Genomic DNA, 16112 nt, shown 5'->3' with positions numbered 1-16112 from the left:
TTTTATTCTATCTTGTCTTTAGCTGTTACATAAAATCAGCATCAGGAATGAAAAAATCACTCTCATTCTCTGACATCGGGATATAAAGTCTCTCCCATTCTTCACCTTTTACCATATCCCAGCTGTGTCCGGAACCTTTAAGATCTTCAGCCAAAAGAATGATTCCTGGTTCAATAATAAATGTAGTGCCGTCTGTTACTTTAAATCTTATATTCCCTCTGATCGTAATAACATATTGCCTTCTGGGCGCTGGATGCTCACTTTTTTCCCATTCTTCCGTTTCATTACTGATCCAGAAAACTTTTGCATTGATAGGTTTAAGCGTGGGCATTTTACCTTTCTCAAAAGTGCATGATCCATCAGGATTATTAATCAGTCTTATAGCGGGAATAAATCCGACAGAAATTTCCGGATCTACACTTATACTCTTATGATGGTCATGTTGTCCTTTTATCATGCTATGATACTTTAAGGCTAAAAAGTTGATATAAATTTAATTGTTATTTTCGAATTGCAGAACTTATTTTAAAAGAAAAAGAGCAGTCAAATCTGACTGCTCTTTTTATCTTTACGCTTTCAACCATTCTGAGGAAGAAAGATAGTTCTGATCCGGGTAATAGATGAACAGACAGTTTTTCCCTTTAATCGTATTGATTATAGATTGTGTCAGCTCTCTTGGAACAGCGGGGCATCCCCAGCTTCTTCCGATTCTTTTGTGCATAGACGCGAATGCATCACTTACATAATCAGCACCATGCAAAACAATTGCTCTTCTGTAGGCTGCATCATTAAAGCCTTTATCCATTCCCAATAGTTTCAAAGAATATCCGTTGTCGCCCTGATAGGTTGCATCTGTGATATAAAATCCTAAGCTGCTCTGTAACGAACTTTCCTTGTTAGAAAAATTCGTCGCAAATTCTTCGCCGGTATTTTTTCCGTGTGCTACCAATGAGTTGAACAGAACTTTTTTGTCTTCCAGGTCAATGATCCAAAGTCTTTTTGTGTTAGAAGACATAGAAAAATCGCAGATTGTTAATAAATGCGAGTCCTGGGTTAGCAATCCTGCTTTTTTTAAATTTTCATAACCAGTTAATGCTTTTGAGAACACTTCATAATTCAATTCATGTTCAGGGTCAAATGCAATAGATTGGTACAATGCTTCTGATGAAGACACTGCTGTAGTGCTCTTCTCAGATTTCGTTTCAGCTACTTTTTCAGTTTTCGTTGTTTTTACATTCTCACTTTTCGCCACCACTCTTGGGGAAATGTAGAATGAAGTCGTCACCATGTAAACAAGGCCTAATACGCTATAAAATCCTTTCATTCAATACTATATAAATCCAAATTAGTGAGGCAAAAGTATAAAAACATAATTACCAAGGGGTTATAACTCTAAAAAGTTTAACGCTATTTAAGAAACTTTAACGTCCTGATTTTGTGAATTAAAGCACTTATTTTGAAAAAAATTCAAGTAAATAAAGGCTGATACTACTCAATATTTTCTTCCATTGAAGAAGTCAGAACCTCGTTTGATTATAGATTTCTTCAAGTCTTTTCCAATAATCTCCATTTACGGGTTCATATATTGGATAAATACATTTGATAGCCAGAATATCCAGCTTACTTCGAAATTCCATCCAGGTCATAATATTTTTAACTAATCTTTTTTCTTCAAAACCAGCCCATTCACCCGCCGGATTCAGAAGATTGGAAAAAAGAACAGGAAAAACTTCATACTGATCTATCTTTTTAATCTTTTCAAGGTTAAAAGGGCTTTTAAGGAAAATACCGGTTATATACTGAAATTGCCACTCCTGAAGTTCTGTATCGAGATACAAATCGGCAAGCGCCAGCCATACAAGCTTCCGTTCTTCAAAGAGCTCAGGTTCATTCATGGATGTTTAATTCTTAGAATCCGCTACAAATTCAAGGCTCACAGAATTCATACAGTATCTCAATCCCGTAGGTTTCGGACCATCATCAAAAACGTGTCCCAAATGGGAATCGCATCTTTTGCAGAGCACTTCTACCCTGTCCATCCCATAAGACTGATCTCTTACATAATAAACACCTTCTTTATCAGCTTCAAAAAAACTCGGCCATCCGCAACTGCTGGAAAATTTTGAGGTAGAACGGAACAGGTGGTTTCCACACACGGCACAGTAATACTCTCCTAACTCATCAAATTCGTTATACTTTCCTGTAAAAGCTCTTTCTGTTGCTGCTTCTCGGGCGATGGCATACAAATCCGGAGCAAGGAGTTTTTTCCATTCATCATTGGAAACGTTAAGTTTTGTAGTATCTGTTCTGGAGTAATATGGATTGTTTTTTGCTTCTGTATTTTCCATAGAAGTTTTTTTAATAGGTTCGTATTTCTGCTTACATGCCTGCAGAAAAAATAATAAGGTGAGTGAAACTAAAAATTTCATCGTAAATTTCATTCTTTAACGGCAAAAGATGGGGTTGGCATTATTTTGACTTAAATAACATCAATCTTTATGGTTTAAAAGCTTTTATTAAGATTAAACGGTTTCATAACCAAATTTAGTAAATTTGAGAATATGAATGACGAAGCAAAAAGAAAACAACTCAGAAAATATAAAGCATTTGCCACAGGATTATTTGTTCTGATGGCTATTATTTTCATTGTTACCACTATTGTACAGAAGTCTAATAACTCTCATTGGATCGGCTATGTACGGGCTTTTGCTGAGGCCGCTATGGTAGGTGCATTGGCAGATTGGTTTGCAGTTACTGCATTATTCCGCCATCCTCTCGGTCTTCCTATTCCTCATACCAATCTTATTGAAAACAGCAAACAGAGATTGGGAGACAACCTGGGGAGCTTTGTAGTAGGTAATTTCCTTTCTCCTCAGAATATACGTCCTTATATTCAAAAGCTTAAGGTTTCCAACTTTGTTGGGGAATGGCTGGGTAAAGAAAAGAGTCAGGATATTTTGATTAAAAATCTTTCTGATATTGTTCTTGATATTCTTAATAAACTTGATGACTCTACGGTAAGTCAATTTATTAGCAAAAAAGTATCGGAAATGACAGATGATATTAAGCTTAATAAGGTAGTAGGAAACGGAATCGGCTATATTCTGGAAAAGAATGACCACCAGAGAATCATCACCAATCTTTCAAAACAAATCAAGGAATACATCATTGAAAACGATGAAATGATTCAGGAACGGGTAAAGAAAGGCAGCTATTCATTCATTCCTTCTTTTGTAGATACTAAAATTGCAGATAAAATTGCTGACGGGCTTTCTGATTTTTTCAAAGAAATAGAAGAAGATCCTCAACACGAAGTAAGAGGATTAATTACCCAGAAAATTCATGAATTTTCTATTGATCTGAAAGAAGATCCGAAATGGGATGAAGAGTTTAAAACCATCAAAAACGGGCTTCTGAAAAATGATAAACTGGATGAATACTCCAATGACATTTGGGTTTCCATCAAAAAAACGCTGATGAAAGAGCTTCAGGAAGAAAACTCCTCATTGAAAAATTATCTTACTAAAAACCTGAATGAGTTCGCACAAAATTTAAAGACAGATGAAAATCTTCAGAACAAAATTGACCATTGGGTTCGGGTAACGGCTTATAAATACATTCTGAAAAACACTCACCAATTCGGAAACCTCATCAGTACAACTGTCGGTAACTGGCAGGGAAAAGAGCTCAGTGAAAAGCTGGAGCTGGAGGTAGGAAAAGATCTACAGTTTATCCGGGTCAACGGAACACTGGTGGGAGGTCTGGTCGGCCTGATTATCTACACTATTGCTCACTTCTTCATTTAAAAACTAACATCCACGATCACTCAACCATGAAAAAAAATTTTACATTATTCTTTTTCTTATCCCTCACGTTTTTTCTCAGCCAAAAAATTGAATTAAAAAAGGTAACAGATTCTTCACAAACTTTTACCGGACAGATTGGAGGAGCTCCTATTACCCTACAGCTCAGCTACACAGGAGTAGTAGATTGTGATCAGTACCAGCACTACGTTGATGGATGGTACTATTATGATAAATACAAAAAGAAAATCCCGCTTACCGGAATATATGACTATTATGGAAATCTGTCGCTGTATAATTTTGGAACAAAACAAAAACAGAATTCTAAGCTTTTGAAAGAGCAGATTACTTCCCTTCAGAAAGTAGAAAAGACGGATGAAATAGCTCAGAAATTACTCCCAAAGGAATCTATCATATTTGATCAATCCACTCTTAAAAACAATCCAATTCCCGGCCATTTTTATCTTGACAAAAAGGTTCAGCCTGCAACATTATTTACAGGAAATGCTATGATCTACCGCCTCAATAATTATCTGTACTTACCAAATAATAAAAAGATCAATACTTATGATTTCATCAATAAAGCTGGAGGAAATGAACTGCTATCCTACTCTTCGGGAGAAAATGGAAACAGGGTTCTGCTGTATTTTGAGCAGCCTTCAAACTTTAATGCCTGCGGGCAGTGTGGGGCAAGTGATGGAGAAAAAGGATATCGGGTTCTTTATTTTACGAAAGACTGGAATTATAAAAACTATGAAGAATTCCTGATTGGAAGCTGCTGGGAAAATATTTATGATGTAACCAAAACAAAATCCAAAGACAAACAAATTATACAATATAAGATAGGTAAATCCGAGACAACGCCGGCTCATACACTTTCTGTGGATTTAAAAAATGCATCTGTCATCAAATCAAAATAAAAAAGAGAGTCCTGTGAACTCTCTTTTTATTTTTTATCTTGGTAATCTGCTGGCTCTTTTCAAAAGTTCCTGATTGATTTCGTTAATCAGTTCCGGACCTTCATAAATAAATCCGGTGTACAACTGAATCAAGCTTGCTCCTGCATCTAGTTTTTCCATCGCATCTTTTGCAGAATGAATTCCTCCTACCCCAATGATTGGAAATGCTCTGTTGCTTTTATCAGAAAGGTACTTAATCATTTTTGTACTTCTTTCACGGATAGGTTTTCCGCTTAGTCCTCCATTTCCTATTTGTTCTAAAACTTCTGATGATGTCTTCAGACCTTCTCTGTTGACAGAGGTATTGGAAACTACGATACCATCAATCTTCGTTTCTGCAATCAGATCAATGATTTCGTCTAATTGATTGTTATTAAGATCCGGAGCAATTTTCAGTAAGATAGGTTTCTGTACAGATTTTGACTGGTTTATTTTCTTTACTTCTGTAATCAGCTCTCTCAGATATTCTACATCTTCCAGTTTGGCGTGGCTTCCTACATTCGGACAGCTTACATTCAGTACAAAATAGTCCACATGAGGATGAAGACCTTCAAAACAGTCCAGATAATCCTGAGTATAATTTTCCGGGCTTGTATCGGTATTTTTTCCGATGTTACCTCCGATGATTATTTTTCCTTTATTGGATTTCAGTTTTTCAATAGCCGCTTCAAGACCATCATTGTTGAATCCCATTCTGTTGATGATTCCACCATCTTCAATAAGACGGAACAATCTTTTCTTAGGATTTCCGGCCTGTGCTCTTGGTGTTACCGTACCGATTTCTACAAATCCGAACCCAAGATCTCCTAATTCGTTGAACAAAACTGCATTTTTATCGAAACCGGCAGCTAATCCAACAGGATTTTTAAATTTTAATCCGAAAACTTCTCTTTCCAGACGTTTGTCTTCAATAGGTTTGGGTAAAAATAGTTTGGTAAGAAATCCAAAATTTTTAAGCATTGAAAATGTAAAATGATGAACTTCCTCGGGATCAAATTTGAAAAGAATGGGACGAATGAGCGATTTGTACATTGAAAAAAAGTTTTACAAAAATACTCATTTTAAAATTAATGCTAGATTAACCTATGATATTTTATCAAAATGGCTGATATATAGTATCTATAAGCTGGAAAACAACGATATATGCAACAAATCAGTGGGATTTTTTAACGCTACGACTGCAAAGAAAAATGACCATCATGAAAACATTTTGGTTCGCAAGGGCGTTTCACTAAGCGAAGTACGCGTTATCATTCTTTGCTTGAACGAAGTGTCCTAGCGCTCGAAAAGTAAACATTTAAATACATTCTTAGTGAACATTGCGTTAAAAAACATTTACAAATAACATTAAGAATAAGAACTCAGATCAAAGTTCAGAATATCTCCAACTCTTTTGAACTCATCATCTATAGTAGCATTTACTGTAATTCTTTCATTAGAAACAGGATGATTAAAAATCAATTGATGGGCGTGAAGCGTCATTTTGCTGATCTCAAATGTTTGAAGCCACAACTTATTTTGTTTATTGCAACCATGTTTTCGGCAACCTAAAATAGGATGCAGAATATGTTTAAAATGTTTTCTCAACTGATGAAATCTTCCCGTCTCAGGAATTGCTTCTACCAAACAATATCTCGAAGTCTGATGTTTTAAAAAAGGTAAATCTATTTCTGAAGTCTGCAAACGGCGGTAGTAGGTAACGGCATTTTGCTTGACTTCATTTTCATTAATTAAATCATAATCAATTGTTTCTTCTTCTTTTGCCCAACCCCGAAGAATGGCCAGATATTTCTTCTCCACTTCACGTGATGCAAACTGTTCACTCATGATTCTGAGGGTATCTTTATCTAAAGTAAACAGCAGAACACCCGAAGTTTTTCGGTCTAACCGATGTACAGGATACACTTTTTGTCCAATCTGTTTCTTCAACTCCTGAATAGCGTAGGTATCAGCTTCTCCTGCATAGAAAGATTTATGAACCAACAGTCCGCTGGGTTTGTTGATGGCAATAATGTGCTCGTCACGATAAAGAATTTCTAACATGGTGCAAAAGTAGAAATTTCCGGCCGATTTAGCCCTGATTGAGCGGTATGTTTGAGCTCTTTTCTGTTTTAGGCGGCGGCTTCGCCGCCGCCTAAAACAGAAAAAGCGAGTAGCGAAAGCAGGTTCCCGGCTCCTTGATCAAACTTCAAATAAAAGGTTTATATTAGTAAAAGGTTTTCCCTTAATTTTAAAAAAATGACAGACTATTTTGGGTTTTTCGTAAAATTGATCGTGATCGCTGTTGTTATAACGATCGCTACAATTCTTTTTGTACCGTTAAAAAAATACAGAATAGCAAAGATATTACTGTTTATTATTGCCGGTATTTTATTTATCATTGGTGTGGGAGGATGCTTTTTGATGACCATCTCTAATGTAGGTTCTTACAGGTATTAATATTTTCCCAATAAAAAACATTATTTTTGCATATCAGACGTTAAAAAAATTATGGCAAAGCAAGAAGATGTTTTCAAGAAAGTGATTTCTCACGCTAAAGAATATGGTTTTATTTTCCCATCGAGTGAGATCTATGATGGTTTATCCGCTGTTTATGATTATGGACAGAACGGTGCCGAACTTAAAAATAATATCAAACAATATTGGTGGAAAGCTATGGTACAGCTTAACGAAAATATTGTCGGTATTGATTCAGCAATCCTTATGCATCCAACAACATGGAAAGCATCAGGCCACGTAGACGCTTTCAACGATCCATTGATTGATAATAAAGATTCTAAGAAACGTTTCAGAGCAGACGTTTTGGTGGAAGATTATTGTGCTAAAATTGAAGATAAAGAGAATAAAGAAATCGAAAAAGCAGCGAAAAGATTCGGTGAGGCTTTCGATAAAGATCAGTTTGTTGCTACGAATCCAAAAATTCTGGAATACAGAGCAAAAAGAGAAGCAATTCTTTCAAGACTGGCAAAATCTCTGGAAAATGAAGACCTTGCTGATGTAAAAGCGTTGATTGAAGAGCTTGAAATTGCAGATCCTGATACGGGTTCTAAAAACTGGACAGAAGTAAGACAGTTCAACCTGATGTTCGGAACAAAGCTGGGAGCTTCTGCTGACAGTGCAATGGATCTTTATCTGAGACCGGAAACGGCTCAGGGGATCTTCGTTAACTTCCTGAATGTACAAAAGACTTCACGTCATAAACTTCCTTTCGGTATTGCACAGATTGGTAAAGCATTCAGAAACGAGATTGTGGCAAGACAGTTTATTTTCAGAATGCGTGAATTCGAACAGATGGAAATGCAGTTCTTTGTTGCTCCGGGAACAGAACTTGATTTCTACGAACAATGGAAGCAAAAACGTCTGAACTGGCACAGAGCTTTAGGTTTGGGAGACGAGAACTACAGATTCCACGATCACGAAAAGCTTGCTCACTATGCGAATGCTGCGGCTGATATTGAATTTAACTTCCCATTCGGATTTAAAGAACTGGAAGGAATTCACTCAAGAACAGATTTCGACTTAAAAGCTCACGAGGAATTCTCCGGAAGAAAGCTTCAGTTCTTTGATCCTGAGAGAAACGAAAACTATGTTCCTTATGTAGTGGAAACATCCGTAGGTTTAGACCGATTATTCCTTTCTATATTTTCACACTGCCTGAGAGACGAAGTATTGGAAGACGGTTCAGAAAGAACAGTTTTATCTTTACCTCCGGCATTAGCACCAATCAAAGCAGCTATTCTTCCATTAATGAAGAAAGATGGTCTTGCAGAATATGCTGAAAATATCTTCAATGATCTGAAATACGATTTCAACTTATTCTACGAAGAGAAAGATGCTATTGGAAAACGTTACAGAAGACAGGATGCCATTGGTACTCCTTACTGTATCACTGTAGATCACGACTCTTTAGTTGATCACACCGTAACCATCAGAGACAGAGACACGATGCAGCAGGAAAGAGTTCCTGTTTCAGAATTGAGAAGAATCATTGATGAGAAAACAAACTTCAGAAATTTACTTTCTAAAATATAATTGAAAAGCCCTGGTTTAGACTGCCCCCAAAAAGTTAGACACTTTTTAGGGGCATTTTTTATGGGAAATTCAAAGTATAGTTTAGAATTTAAAACAGATTGTGTTGTTAAGGTTTTACAAAGACATCGTTCGATTTCCGTAGTTGCTAAAGAATTAGGGATCAGTAAATCTTTATTGAAACAATGGGTTAAATACTATAATCAACATGGATCTAGAGGTCTTCTTCGCATCCATAACAGAGTTTATGATGTCAAGTTTAAGCTGAAAGTTTTACAATCCATATCAGAAAGTCATCTTTCCATTAAACAGGCATGCTTACAGTTTAATATAGGAGCAGAATCCAGTATTTTAAATTGGCAGCATGCTTATGAGAAAAGTGGTATTTTAGGGTTAGAAAATAAACCCAGAGGAAGACCTAAGATAATGAGTAATAATAAAGATAAAAAAAGAAAATCTGATAAAGTTTTGACACGAGAAGAAGAACTTTTACTTGAAAATGAAAGGCTTCGAGCAGAGATTGATTATCTAAAAAAGTTAGACGCCTTAGCTCTAGCCAGCAAAAAGCAAAAGCCATCGAAGAGTTAAGGCCAAAGTATAATTTAGCAATATTGCTGAATTGTTCAGGTATGGCAAGAAGCAGTTTTTATTATCATCTGGCTCGGATTAATATAGGAGATAAATATGGCCATATTAAAGGCTTAATACAATTAATTTATCAAAAGCATAAAGGAAGATTTGGATATAGAAGAATCACTCTGGAACTAAAAAATCAAGGTGTAATTATCAATCATAAAACAGTTTTGCGATTAATGAAAAACTTGGGCTTGAAAAGCTTAATTCGGATGAAAAAATACAGATCTTACCGTGGAGAACAAGGAAAAATAGCCCCGAATATTCTGAAAAGAAACTTCAAGACTGATCATCCTAACCAAAAATGGGCTACCGATATTACAGAGTTCAATGTTTCTGGAAACAAGCTATATCTGTCTCCTATCATCGACTTATTTAACGGAGAGATTATAAGCTATGAGCTTTCAGAAAAACCTGTTTTTGCACAAATTATTAATATGTTGAAAAAGAGTTTTAGAAAAACAAAGAATATACAGAACCTAATTCTTCACTCAGATCAGGGTTGGCAATATCAAATGAAGCTATATCAAAATATTTTGAAACAAAAAGGAATTATCCAAAGTATGTCTAGAAAAGGGAATTGTTTGGATAATGCTATAATAGAGAATTTCTTTGGAACATTAAAATCCGAAATGTTTTATCTGAAAAAGTTTAAATCAATACAAGAATTAAAAGACGAAATTCATCAATATATTGACTATTATAATAATGAAAGAATAAGACTTAATTTAAAAGGAAAGAGCCCGATAGAATATCGAACTCTTTATTATCAAAAGATTATTTAATTTTGTCTAAACTTTTGGGTGCACTCTAGTTAGGGCTTTTTTATTTTTCAACTATTCCGGATCAACATGCCACAAAAATTGTTATTTTTAGCAGACTAAAAACTAAACGAATAATAACCATGAAAAAACTGATGCTTTCATCACTGGCTTTGGCAGTGCTCTCAGGCTGTGTGTCTAATGATAATCCGGCCGATCACAGAGACAACAGCAATAATTCTCATAACAATAATAACGGTCCTTTTCATCTCCTGAAAAAAGCAACTGACGTAAATCCAGGCGGTCAGCCCTACATGGTGGAGTTTAAGTATAACGGAGATCAGATTATAGAAACTTACAATGCTTCAGATGATGACAGAGTGGTTTATACCTATAGCGGATACAATAGTGATTATATTGCTAAAACTGAAGAATTTATTGGCGGTGCCCTGGTTCTCAGGAGAGAATTCACCTATTCCAATGGAAGGCTTTCAACAGAAAAGATAACCGATCAGGAACAAGGAACGCTTATCTATACCAAAATCTATCAGTATATCAGTGATACCCATGTCCAGTTTAATGAGTATAAAAGCGGAACTTATAATCCTTCAACGGGAACGTATTCAGATCTTGTATTTGCACAGGTGGATGTTAATTTAACCAATGCCGGAAATGTAGCTTCTGCCAAATACACCTATAACGGAGTTACCTATACTATTACCAATACTTATGATACCTTCAATAATCCTATGAAAAATATAAGAGGTTTTGTGAAGATCAATTTATTTGATGTGAGTGACGGACAAATAGGGTATAATAATCTATTGAATCAAACAGAGAGCTATTCCGGTTCATCCAATGGAACCAACAAAATTACTGCTGTGTATACACTTAACAGCGACAACTATCCTACCAAAGCCGTTACTACATATGATATCTCAGGTAATGGAACAAGTACTCATAACTGGCTTTACGAGTATTATTAATAATCATTTTGCATTTTAGATTATAAGCTTTGGAAATATTTCCAGGGCTTTTTTATTTTTCACAACATATAGGTTAATTTATTACTTTTATCCCTCAAATTTTAACCATGAAAAAAATAACTCTGATAATGTTTGGGCTGATCCAGACCTTTGCATTTTCCCAAACTCAGGATCTGACAACACTCGCTGCGGGTGATCATGTAGGAATGAATGCTCTATTCGATGATAAAGACAATCTTTACGGTTACGTTTCTCTCTATTCTTACGGAAAATCCGGTGATAAAACCAAAAAGTTTGAGTATGTTATATTAGATAAAAATCTCAACCCTGTTGCCAACAAAGAATTTGAAGGAGATATCACGGCTGCCTCTTATTTAGGATATGTAGATTTTAAAGGACAGATTATTTTAAAACCTTCCATGATGGACTATTCCATGGTAAAAACCAGAGAAGTATTTACTCCCGTTTCTATGGTGATAGATCCTAAAACCAACTCTATTACCAGAAAAATATATTACGATTATCTGGAAAATGGTACTTTCAAAGAAATCAACGAACCGAAAAGCTGGAAAGAACAGCGTAAGGAAAACCGTGAGGAGAAAAAAGATAAAGGCTACAACTACATTTCTGCCGTAGGAGAACTGAAAGAAGGAGGTTACTTTGCTGTGGAATATAAAGATTACGGAAAATACGAAAACAGCAATAGTCTTATTAAGTTTGATGCTAACAAAAAGGAAGTCTGGAGATATAAGTATAACACAGACGGAAGTAAAAAGCTGTACACTACCTTATCCGTTCTGGAAAGAGATGAAAATTATATGTACTGCATCATGAAAAAGGTTAATGACAAGCAGAAAACATTCAGTGTGATGGTTCTTGATATGAAAACAGGAAAAGAAACGTCCAATAAACCGGTTACAGGATTATCTGATGATACGATAGACAATATTGAATCCTTCTACTCCAACTACAGAAAGCTTGATAATGATAAAACTTTTGATGATAAAGTAGTCCTGCTAGGAAGGAATTATGATGATTCAGAATCCGTAGGATTTGCAAGAATGATTCTCAACAAATCTGATTTCACAGTAGACACCAAAGCAATTAATTATGAGCCTAATATCTCTACATTTCTTCCCAAAGTCAATAAATATGGAATGGTAGAAAGCGGTTATATGCTTCAGACCAAAGACATGTATTTTATGAACGATGGAAGCGTAGGTATCTTATCCGAAAAATATAAACCTGCAGGTCAATATAATGCTCCGAAAACCACTGATCTTGTGTATATCTATACCGATAAAGATTTCAAAGTGAAAAATGTTCAGGTTTTTGAAAAGGAAAAATCAAAATGGGTAAACAGTGACTATCTGTTCTCACAGTACCTCAACGGAGGAAAAGATGTGGTATTTTTCTACCGCGACTATCAAAAAGACGAAGTAACCAGGCAGAAAAGATGGAATCTATTTATCAATACCATTATTGATGGAAAGTTCAAACAGGAAATCATTCCCATTTCTGAAAAAGACAACTATGCCGTAACTCCGTACGTTGGAAAAGAAGGCTATATCCTGCTTCGTGAATATAACGAAAAAGAAAAATTCAATAAAATCCGTTTGGAGAAATTAAATTACTAATATAAAAAGAACCCTGACAAAACATCAGGGTTCTTTCTTTTATGTTTTGGCTTAAGCCAGTGGAGTTTTTTGTTATTTTAAACGGGCTAAAGCCCGTTCCTATTGATCATTTAATGATGATCAGTTTACCTTCGCTATGGTGTCATTTGTCTGATAAAAGTCTGCAATATTCTTTATTTCATCCAGGCTTAAATTCCACATAAAGTTCAGAAACTGCTGATAACTTTCACTTTGATTTTTAGGCTCTATCCGATCCAGATACCGGTTCAGGTTATAATTTTTTCTTGCCTCATATATTTTGGAAAAACATCTTCCCAGCCAGCTTTTATAATACTTTTCCTCTTCATCATCCTGTAAAAACTGCATGGCAGTGTAAATGCCCAGCCCATAATCCTCCGAATGGAAATAATTGGGCAAAATTTCCATCCTGGCTGTTTTTTTCAATGTGAGAAACAGATCCGAAGGTTTTTCCGGAGTAAAAGGTGTTTTGAGTTCTGTAAAAGTCTTTTTAAGCATTTCAATCCTTCTGGATACTTCAGGATGCGATGCCAGGGAATCTTTATTCAGCTTTTCTTTGTAGAAATTATAATTGTACAGGGAAAAGTCTTCCTTCTTCATCCACTTGTCATTGAAAACCTGTTTAGGAAGATTAAAAAGTTTCTTATAGGTATCCACCTTCAATTCTCTTGGGGAAATGGTATCAAAATCCTGAAGCCTTTGAAGTGCATTTACAAATTCAGCTTTCTTGAAATCACTGTTTTTAAAAATGATATATCCTAAAGAATCTGCCTGCATTTCACTTTGTCTTCTTTCCACCCCTTTTTTGTACGCAGTATTTTTAAAAATGTCAAAAGCTTTCTGATTCTGGCTCTGGCTTCTGCGTGTTGTTGTTGATTTTATATTCTCCACCACCACTTTATCCAGCTTATCCTGTTCGATAATTTTTAAAAAAGTTTTCAGAGAATGTTCTTCTATTTTGTGCCCCAACTCATGAGAAATCACCGCAGCAATCTGCTCCTCATTGTTCAGCCAGCTGTAAAGCCCCATATTGATTACAAAAGTTCCGTCAGCAAGGCAATAAGCGTTGGGTGTATTGTCTTTTGCAATCAGAATTTTCAGATCCTCAGGAATTGCAGGATTACTCTTTTTAAGACGATAAATCATGGATTGTATACTGGTCTCAAATTCGGATTTAAAGATAAAATCCTTATTCTTTACCTGCTTTTCAAAATCAGTTCCGAATTCTTTATAAATCTTAGATAGTTCAGAGCCTGTTTTCCCAGAATATTGGGATTTTAATCTCTTGACAGTTGCTTCATTATTGCCTTCAAAATTCTTTAAAAATGCTTTTCTCTGTATATAATCTGCAGTATCTATCGGTTTATACATCTGGGCTATCCCCATCATCGAAAGCAGGAAGCAGCCTAATACAATTAGTTTTCTGGTCATAGTTTTCATCAATAAGAACAAAAATAACTTATTTGCTGATTCATTTTAAATTTTATAACCAAATTATTCTAAATTTGTTAGAGACCCATTCATGAAACAATGAGAATACTGAAGTATATGATAGGCGGAGCTGTAGCAGGTGCTGCAGCAGCTTATTTCCTGGGATACGATTATTTATTTAGTGGTATTTCCAAAACCTATCTAAAAGGAAAGTCAAGTGCATACATTGATGATGGAGATCTTTTCCCCAGCAATCTTATTGCCACAGAAGAACCCAGGCTTTGGGAAGAAGATTCTGACTATAACAAAAAGGAGTTACCTAAAAATTTAGTCGAAAATTTAAAACTTTCCAAAACAGCCGCTTTTGTTGTGATAAGGCATGGTAAAATTCTTCACGAACAATATTGGGATGGTTACAATCAGCTTTCACAGACCAATTCTTTTTCAATGGCAAAAGCAGTGACTGTTATGCTTTTAGGGAAAGCACTGGAAGAAGGGATTATCCCATCCATTGATGAAAAACTTTCTGACTTTTACCCTGAATTTAAAAATAAAACATTTGGAAATCAGGTTACCCTTAAAAACTTAGCCCAAATGGAAGCCGGGCTAGACTGGGATGAAAATTACAACAACCCGTTTCTTCCCAATGCCAAAGCCTATTATGGGAAAAGCCTGGTAAAAGCTGTATTCCTCAGAAAATTTAAAGAAGAGCCGGGCGTAAGATTCGAATATCAAAGCGGTTCCACTCAGCTTCTTGGTTTTGCCCTTCGAAAAGCTCTGAATCAGCCATTGGCAAGCTATTTATCAGAAAAATTCTGGATTCCTCTGGGAATGGAGCAGAATGCGAAATGGAGTACAGACGATCATGGTATGGAAAAAACGTATTGCTGTATTCATTCCAATGCCAGAGATTTTGCCAAATTGGGGCAGCTATTTCTTGATCATGGAAAAGTCGGAGATCAGCAAATCCTCAACGCAGACTTCGTTGAAAAGATGAGAACTCCTACAGAAAAGTCCGAAAAGATCTATGGAATGGGGCTTTGGATCAATCATGACAATCCAATCAAACATTATTATTTCCTTGGATTACAGGGGCAATATATCATTATGATTCCGGAGCACAATATGGTTATTGTAAAAACCGGAAGCTATTCCAACAACCCTAAAAATGACAGGGGAAGACCTGATCAGGTAAAATTCCTTGTCAATGAAATGGTACAATTATTCCAATAAACACTATGGAAAAACACAGCGCAAAAGTTGATGAATACATTGAAAAGTCTCCGGATTTTGCAAAACCTATATTACAATATCTCCGTGAAACCATTCACGAAGCCTGTCCTGATGCGGAAGAAGCCATCAAGTGGCAATTCCCTACTTTCATGTACAAAGGAAAGATCCTATGCTCAATTACTGCTTTCAAACACTATTGCAGTCTGGGATTCTGGCTTCATCAGGAAATGAAAACTTTACAGGAAATAGAAACAAGTGCTGAAAAAAGTTCAATGTTCAGTTTAGGAAAGGTAACCCGTCTTGAAGACCTTCCTTCTAAACCTCAGCTCAAAAGAGCAATTCAGGAAGCCATGGAGCTTACAGATATGGGAGTTACCATGAAGAAAGCTCCTCCATCCAAAATAGAGATGGAAATCCCTGATTATTTTCAGTCTGCTTTAGATGCCCGGCCAAAGACAAAAGAAATTTTTGAAAAAGCTTCACCATCTTTCAGAAAAGAGTATATTGCATGGGTTACAGAAGCCAAAACAGAAGCTACCAGAAATAAAAGATTGGAACAGTCTTTGGAATGGATAGCGGAAGGTAAAGCCCGTAACTGGAAATACCAGAAAAAATAAAAAAA

The 16112-nt window shown here is 35.8% G+C and carries 17 protein-coding genes; 10 read left to right on the top strand and 7 right to left on the bottom strand.

Going from position 1 to position 16112, the window contains the following annotated elements; genetic code table 11:
• Positions 1-25: 25 nt before the first annotated feature.
• The 4 genes from ACWPWS_RS22785 to msrB form a co-directional block, all read right to left on the bottom strand.
• A complete protein-coding gene (locus ACWPWS_RS22785; protein WP_454048019.1) occupies positions 26-457 on the bottom strand; it encodes a hypothetical protein in 432 nt (143 codons plus the stop codon).
• 111 nt (positions 458-568) lie between these two features.
• The gene (locus tag ACWPWS_RS22780) at positions 569-1324 is read right to left on the bottom strand and encodes a murein L,D-transpeptidase catalytic domain family protein (RefSeq protein WP_105683153.1); all 756 of its coding nucleotides are present in this window, start codon (positions 1322-1324) and stop codon (positions 569-571) included.
• Between the two features lie 193 nt (positions 1325-1517).
• A complete protein-coding gene (locus tag ACWPWS_RS22775; RefSeq protein ID WP_454048018.1) occupies positions 1518-1895 on the bottom strand; it encodes a DUF7079 family protein in 378 nt (125 codons plus the stop codon).
• Positions 1896-1901: 6 nt separating this feature from the next.
• A complete protein-coding gene (msrB, locus tag ACWPWS_RS22770) occupies positions 1902-2348 on the bottom strand; it encodes a peptide-methionine (R)-S-oxide reductase MsrB (protein WP_228421731.1) in 447 nt (148 codons plus the stop codon).
• Between the two features lie 213 nt (positions 2349-2561).
• Between msrB and ACWPWS_RS22765 the strand changes: the two genes are divergently transcribed.
• Positions 2562-3806, top strand: coding sequence for a DUF445 domain-containing protein (locus ACWPWS_RS22765; protein WP_454048017.1), 1245 nt, complete (start codon positions 2562-2564; stop codon positions 3804-3806).
• 26 nt (positions 3807-3832) lie between these two features.
• Positions 3833-4723 (top strand): hypothetical protein, encoded by an 891-nt coding sequence (locus ACWPWS_RS22760; protein ID WP_454048016.1) that lies wholly within the window; start codon positions 3833-3835, stop codon positions 4721-4723.
• A 33-nt stretch (positions 4724-4756) separates the two neighbouring features.
• On the opposite strand, the gene ACWPWS_RS22755 is transcribed toward ACWPWS_RS22760, so the two are convergent.
• Together ACWPWS_RS22755 and ACWPWS_RS22750 are read right to left on the bottom strand one after the other, a co-directional pair.
• Positions 4757-5794 (bottom strand): quinone-dependent dihydroorotate dehydrogenase, encoded by a 1038-nt coding sequence (locus tag ACWPWS_RS22755; RefSeq protein ID WP_454048015.1) that lies wholly within the window; start codon positions 5792-5794, stop codon positions 4757-4759.
• Positions 5795-6109: 315 nt separating this feature from the next.
• Positions 6110-6805 carry a pseudouridine synthase gene (locus tag ACWPWS_RS22750; RefSeq protein ID WP_454048014.1) on the bottom strand — a complete coding sequence of 232 codons (696 nt, stop codon included), beginning with the start codon at positions 6803-6805 and terminating at the stop codon, positions 6110-6112.
• A 195-nt stretch (positions 6806-7000) separates the two neighbouring features.
• Between ACWPWS_RS22750 and ACWPWS_RS22745 the strand changes: the two genes are divergently transcribed.
• From ACWPWS_RS22745 to ACWPWS_RS22720, 6 genes are all read left to right on the top strand, one after another.
• On the top strand, positions 7001-7201 hold the full coding sequence (locus ACWPWS_RS22745; protein WP_103231134.1) for a hypothetical protein: 201 nt from the start codon (positions 7001-7003) through the stop codon (positions 7199-7201).
• A gap of 51 nt (positions 7202-7252) precedes the next feature.
• On the top strand, positions 7253-8794 hold the full coding sequence (locus tag ACWPWS_RS22740; RefSeq protein ID WP_105683146.1) for a glycine--tRNA ligase: 1542 nt from the start codon (positions 7253-7255) through the stop codon (positions 8792-8794).
• Positions 8795-9379: a transposase gene (locus tag ACWPWS_RS22735; protein WP_454048013.1), complete on the top strand. Its 585-nt coding sequence runs from the start codon at positions 8795-8797 to the stop codon at positions 9377-9379.
• Positions 9367-10209: an IS3 family transposase gene (locus tag ACWPWS_RS22730; RefSeq protein WP_454048207.1), complete on the top strand. Its 843-nt coding sequence runs from the start codon at positions 9367-9369 to the stop codon at positions 10207-10209. Before ACWPWS_RS22735 ends, ACWPWS_RS22730 begins: the two co-directional genes overlap by 13 nt.
• A 119-nt stretch (positions 10210-10328) precedes the next feature.
• Positions 10329-11171 (top strand): hypothetical protein, encoded by an 843-nt coding sequence (locus ACWPWS_RS22725; protein WP_209786333.1) that lies wholly within the window; start codon positions 10329-10331, stop codon positions 11169-11171.
• Positions 11172-11278: 107 nt separating this feature from the next.
• Positions 11279-12808 carry a hypothetical protein gene (locus ACWPWS_RS22720; RefSeq protein ID WP_454048012.1) on the top strand — a complete coding sequence of 510 codons (1530 nt, stop codon included), beginning with the start codon at positions 11279-11281 and terminating at the stop codon, positions 12806-12808.
• 120 nt (positions 12809-12928) lie between these two features.
• Here ACWPWS_RS22720 and ACWPWS_RS22715 read toward each other — a convergent pair whose 3' ends face one another.
• On the bottom strand, positions 12929-14257 hold the full coding sequence (locus ACWPWS_RS22715; protein WP_454048011.1) for a M48 family metalloprotease: 1329 nt from the start codon (positions 14255-14257) through the stop codon (positions 12929-12931).
• A gap of 99 nt (positions 14258-14356) precedes the next feature.
• On the opposite strand from ACWPWS_RS22715, the gene ACWPWS_RS22710 reads away from it, so the two are divergent.
• Both ACWPWS_RS22710 and ACWPWS_RS22705 read left to right on the top strand, forming a co-directional pair.
• On the top strand, positions 14357-15490 hold the full coding sequence (locus ACWPWS_RS22710) for a serine hydrolase domain-containing protein (RefSeq protein ID WP_454048010.1): 1134 nt from the start codon (positions 14357-14359) through the stop codon (positions 15488-15490).
• 5 nt (positions 15491-15495) lie between these two features.
• A complete protein-coding gene (locus tag ACWPWS_RS22705) occupies positions 15496-16107 on the top strand; it encodes a YdeI/OmpD-associated family protein (protein WP_454048009.1) in 612 nt (203 codons plus the stop codon).
• Positions 16108-16112 lie beyond the last annotated feature (5 nt).

It is taken from the genome of Chryseobacterium sp. Marseille-Q8038 (assembly GCF_965111995.1).
Note: the sequence above shows the minus strand (reverse complement) of the source record. Positions and strands in the feature narration are given on the sequence as shown.

Excerpts from the sequence above, each read along its gene's own strand:
- ACWPWS_RS22745 (WP_103231134.1), top strand. The coding sequence starts at position 7,001 with ATGACAGACTATTTTGGGTTTTTCGTAAAATTGATCGTGATCGCTGTT.
- ACWPWS_RS22765 (WP_454048017.1), top strand. The coding sequence starts at position 2,562 with ATGAATGACGAAGCAAAAAGAAAACAACTCAGAAAATATAAAGCATTT.
- ACWPWS_RS22715 (WP_454048011.1), bottom strand. The coding sequence starts at position 14,257 with ATGACCAGAAAACTAATTGTATTAGGCTGCTTCCTGCTTTCGATGATG.
- ACWPWS_RS22755 (WP_454048015.1), bottom strand. The coding sequence starts at position 5,794 with ATGTACAAATCGCTCATTCGTCCCATTCTTTTCAAATTTGATCCCGAG.
- ACWPWS_RS22780 (WP_105683153.1), bottom strand. The coding sequence starts at position 1,324 with ATGAAAGGATTTTATAGCGTATTAGGCCTTGTTTACATGGTGACGACT.
- ACWPWS_RS22775 (WP_454048018.1), bottom strand. The coding sequence starts at position 1,895 with ATGAATGAACCTGAGCTCTTTGAAGAACGGAAGCTTGTATGGCTGGCG.
- ACWPWS_RS22705 (WP_454048009.1), top strand. The coding sequence starts at position 15,496 with ATGGAAAAACACAGCGCAAAAGTTGATGAATACATTGAAAAGTCTCCG.
- ACWPWS_RS22740 (WP_105683146.1), top strand. The coding sequence starts at position 7,253 with ATGGCAAAGCAAGAAGATGTTTTCAAGAAAGTGATTTCTCACGCTAAA.
- ACWPWS_RS22750 (WP_454048014.1), bottom strand. The coding sequence starts at position 6,805 with ATGTTAGAAATTCTTTATCGTGACGAGCACATTATTGCCATCAACAAA.
- ACWPWS_RS22760 (WP_454048016.1), top strand. The coding sequence starts at position 3,833 with ATGAAAAAAAATTTTACATTATTCTTTTTCTTATCCCTCACGTTTTTT.
- ACWPWS_RS22710 (WP_454048010.1), top strand. The coding sequence starts at position 14,357 with ATGAGAATACTGAAGTATATGATAGGCGGAGCTGTAGCAGGTGCTGCA.
- ACWPWS_RS22785 (WP_454048019.1), bottom strand. The coding sequence starts at position 457 with ATGATAAAAGGACAACATGACCATCATAAGAGTATAAGTGTAGATCCG.
- msrB (WP_228421731.1), bottom strand. The coding sequence starts at position 2,348 with ATGGAAAATACAGAAGCAAAAAACAATCCATATTACTCCAGAACAGAT.
- ACWPWS_RS22720 (WP_454048012.1), top strand. The coding sequence starts at position 11,279 with ATGAAAAAAATAACTCTGATAATGTTTGGGCTGATCCAGACCTTTGCA.
- ACWPWS_RS22725 (WP_209786333.1), top strand. The coding sequence starts at position 10,329 with ATGAAAAAACTGATGCTTTCATCACTGGCTTTGGCAGTGCTCTCAGGC.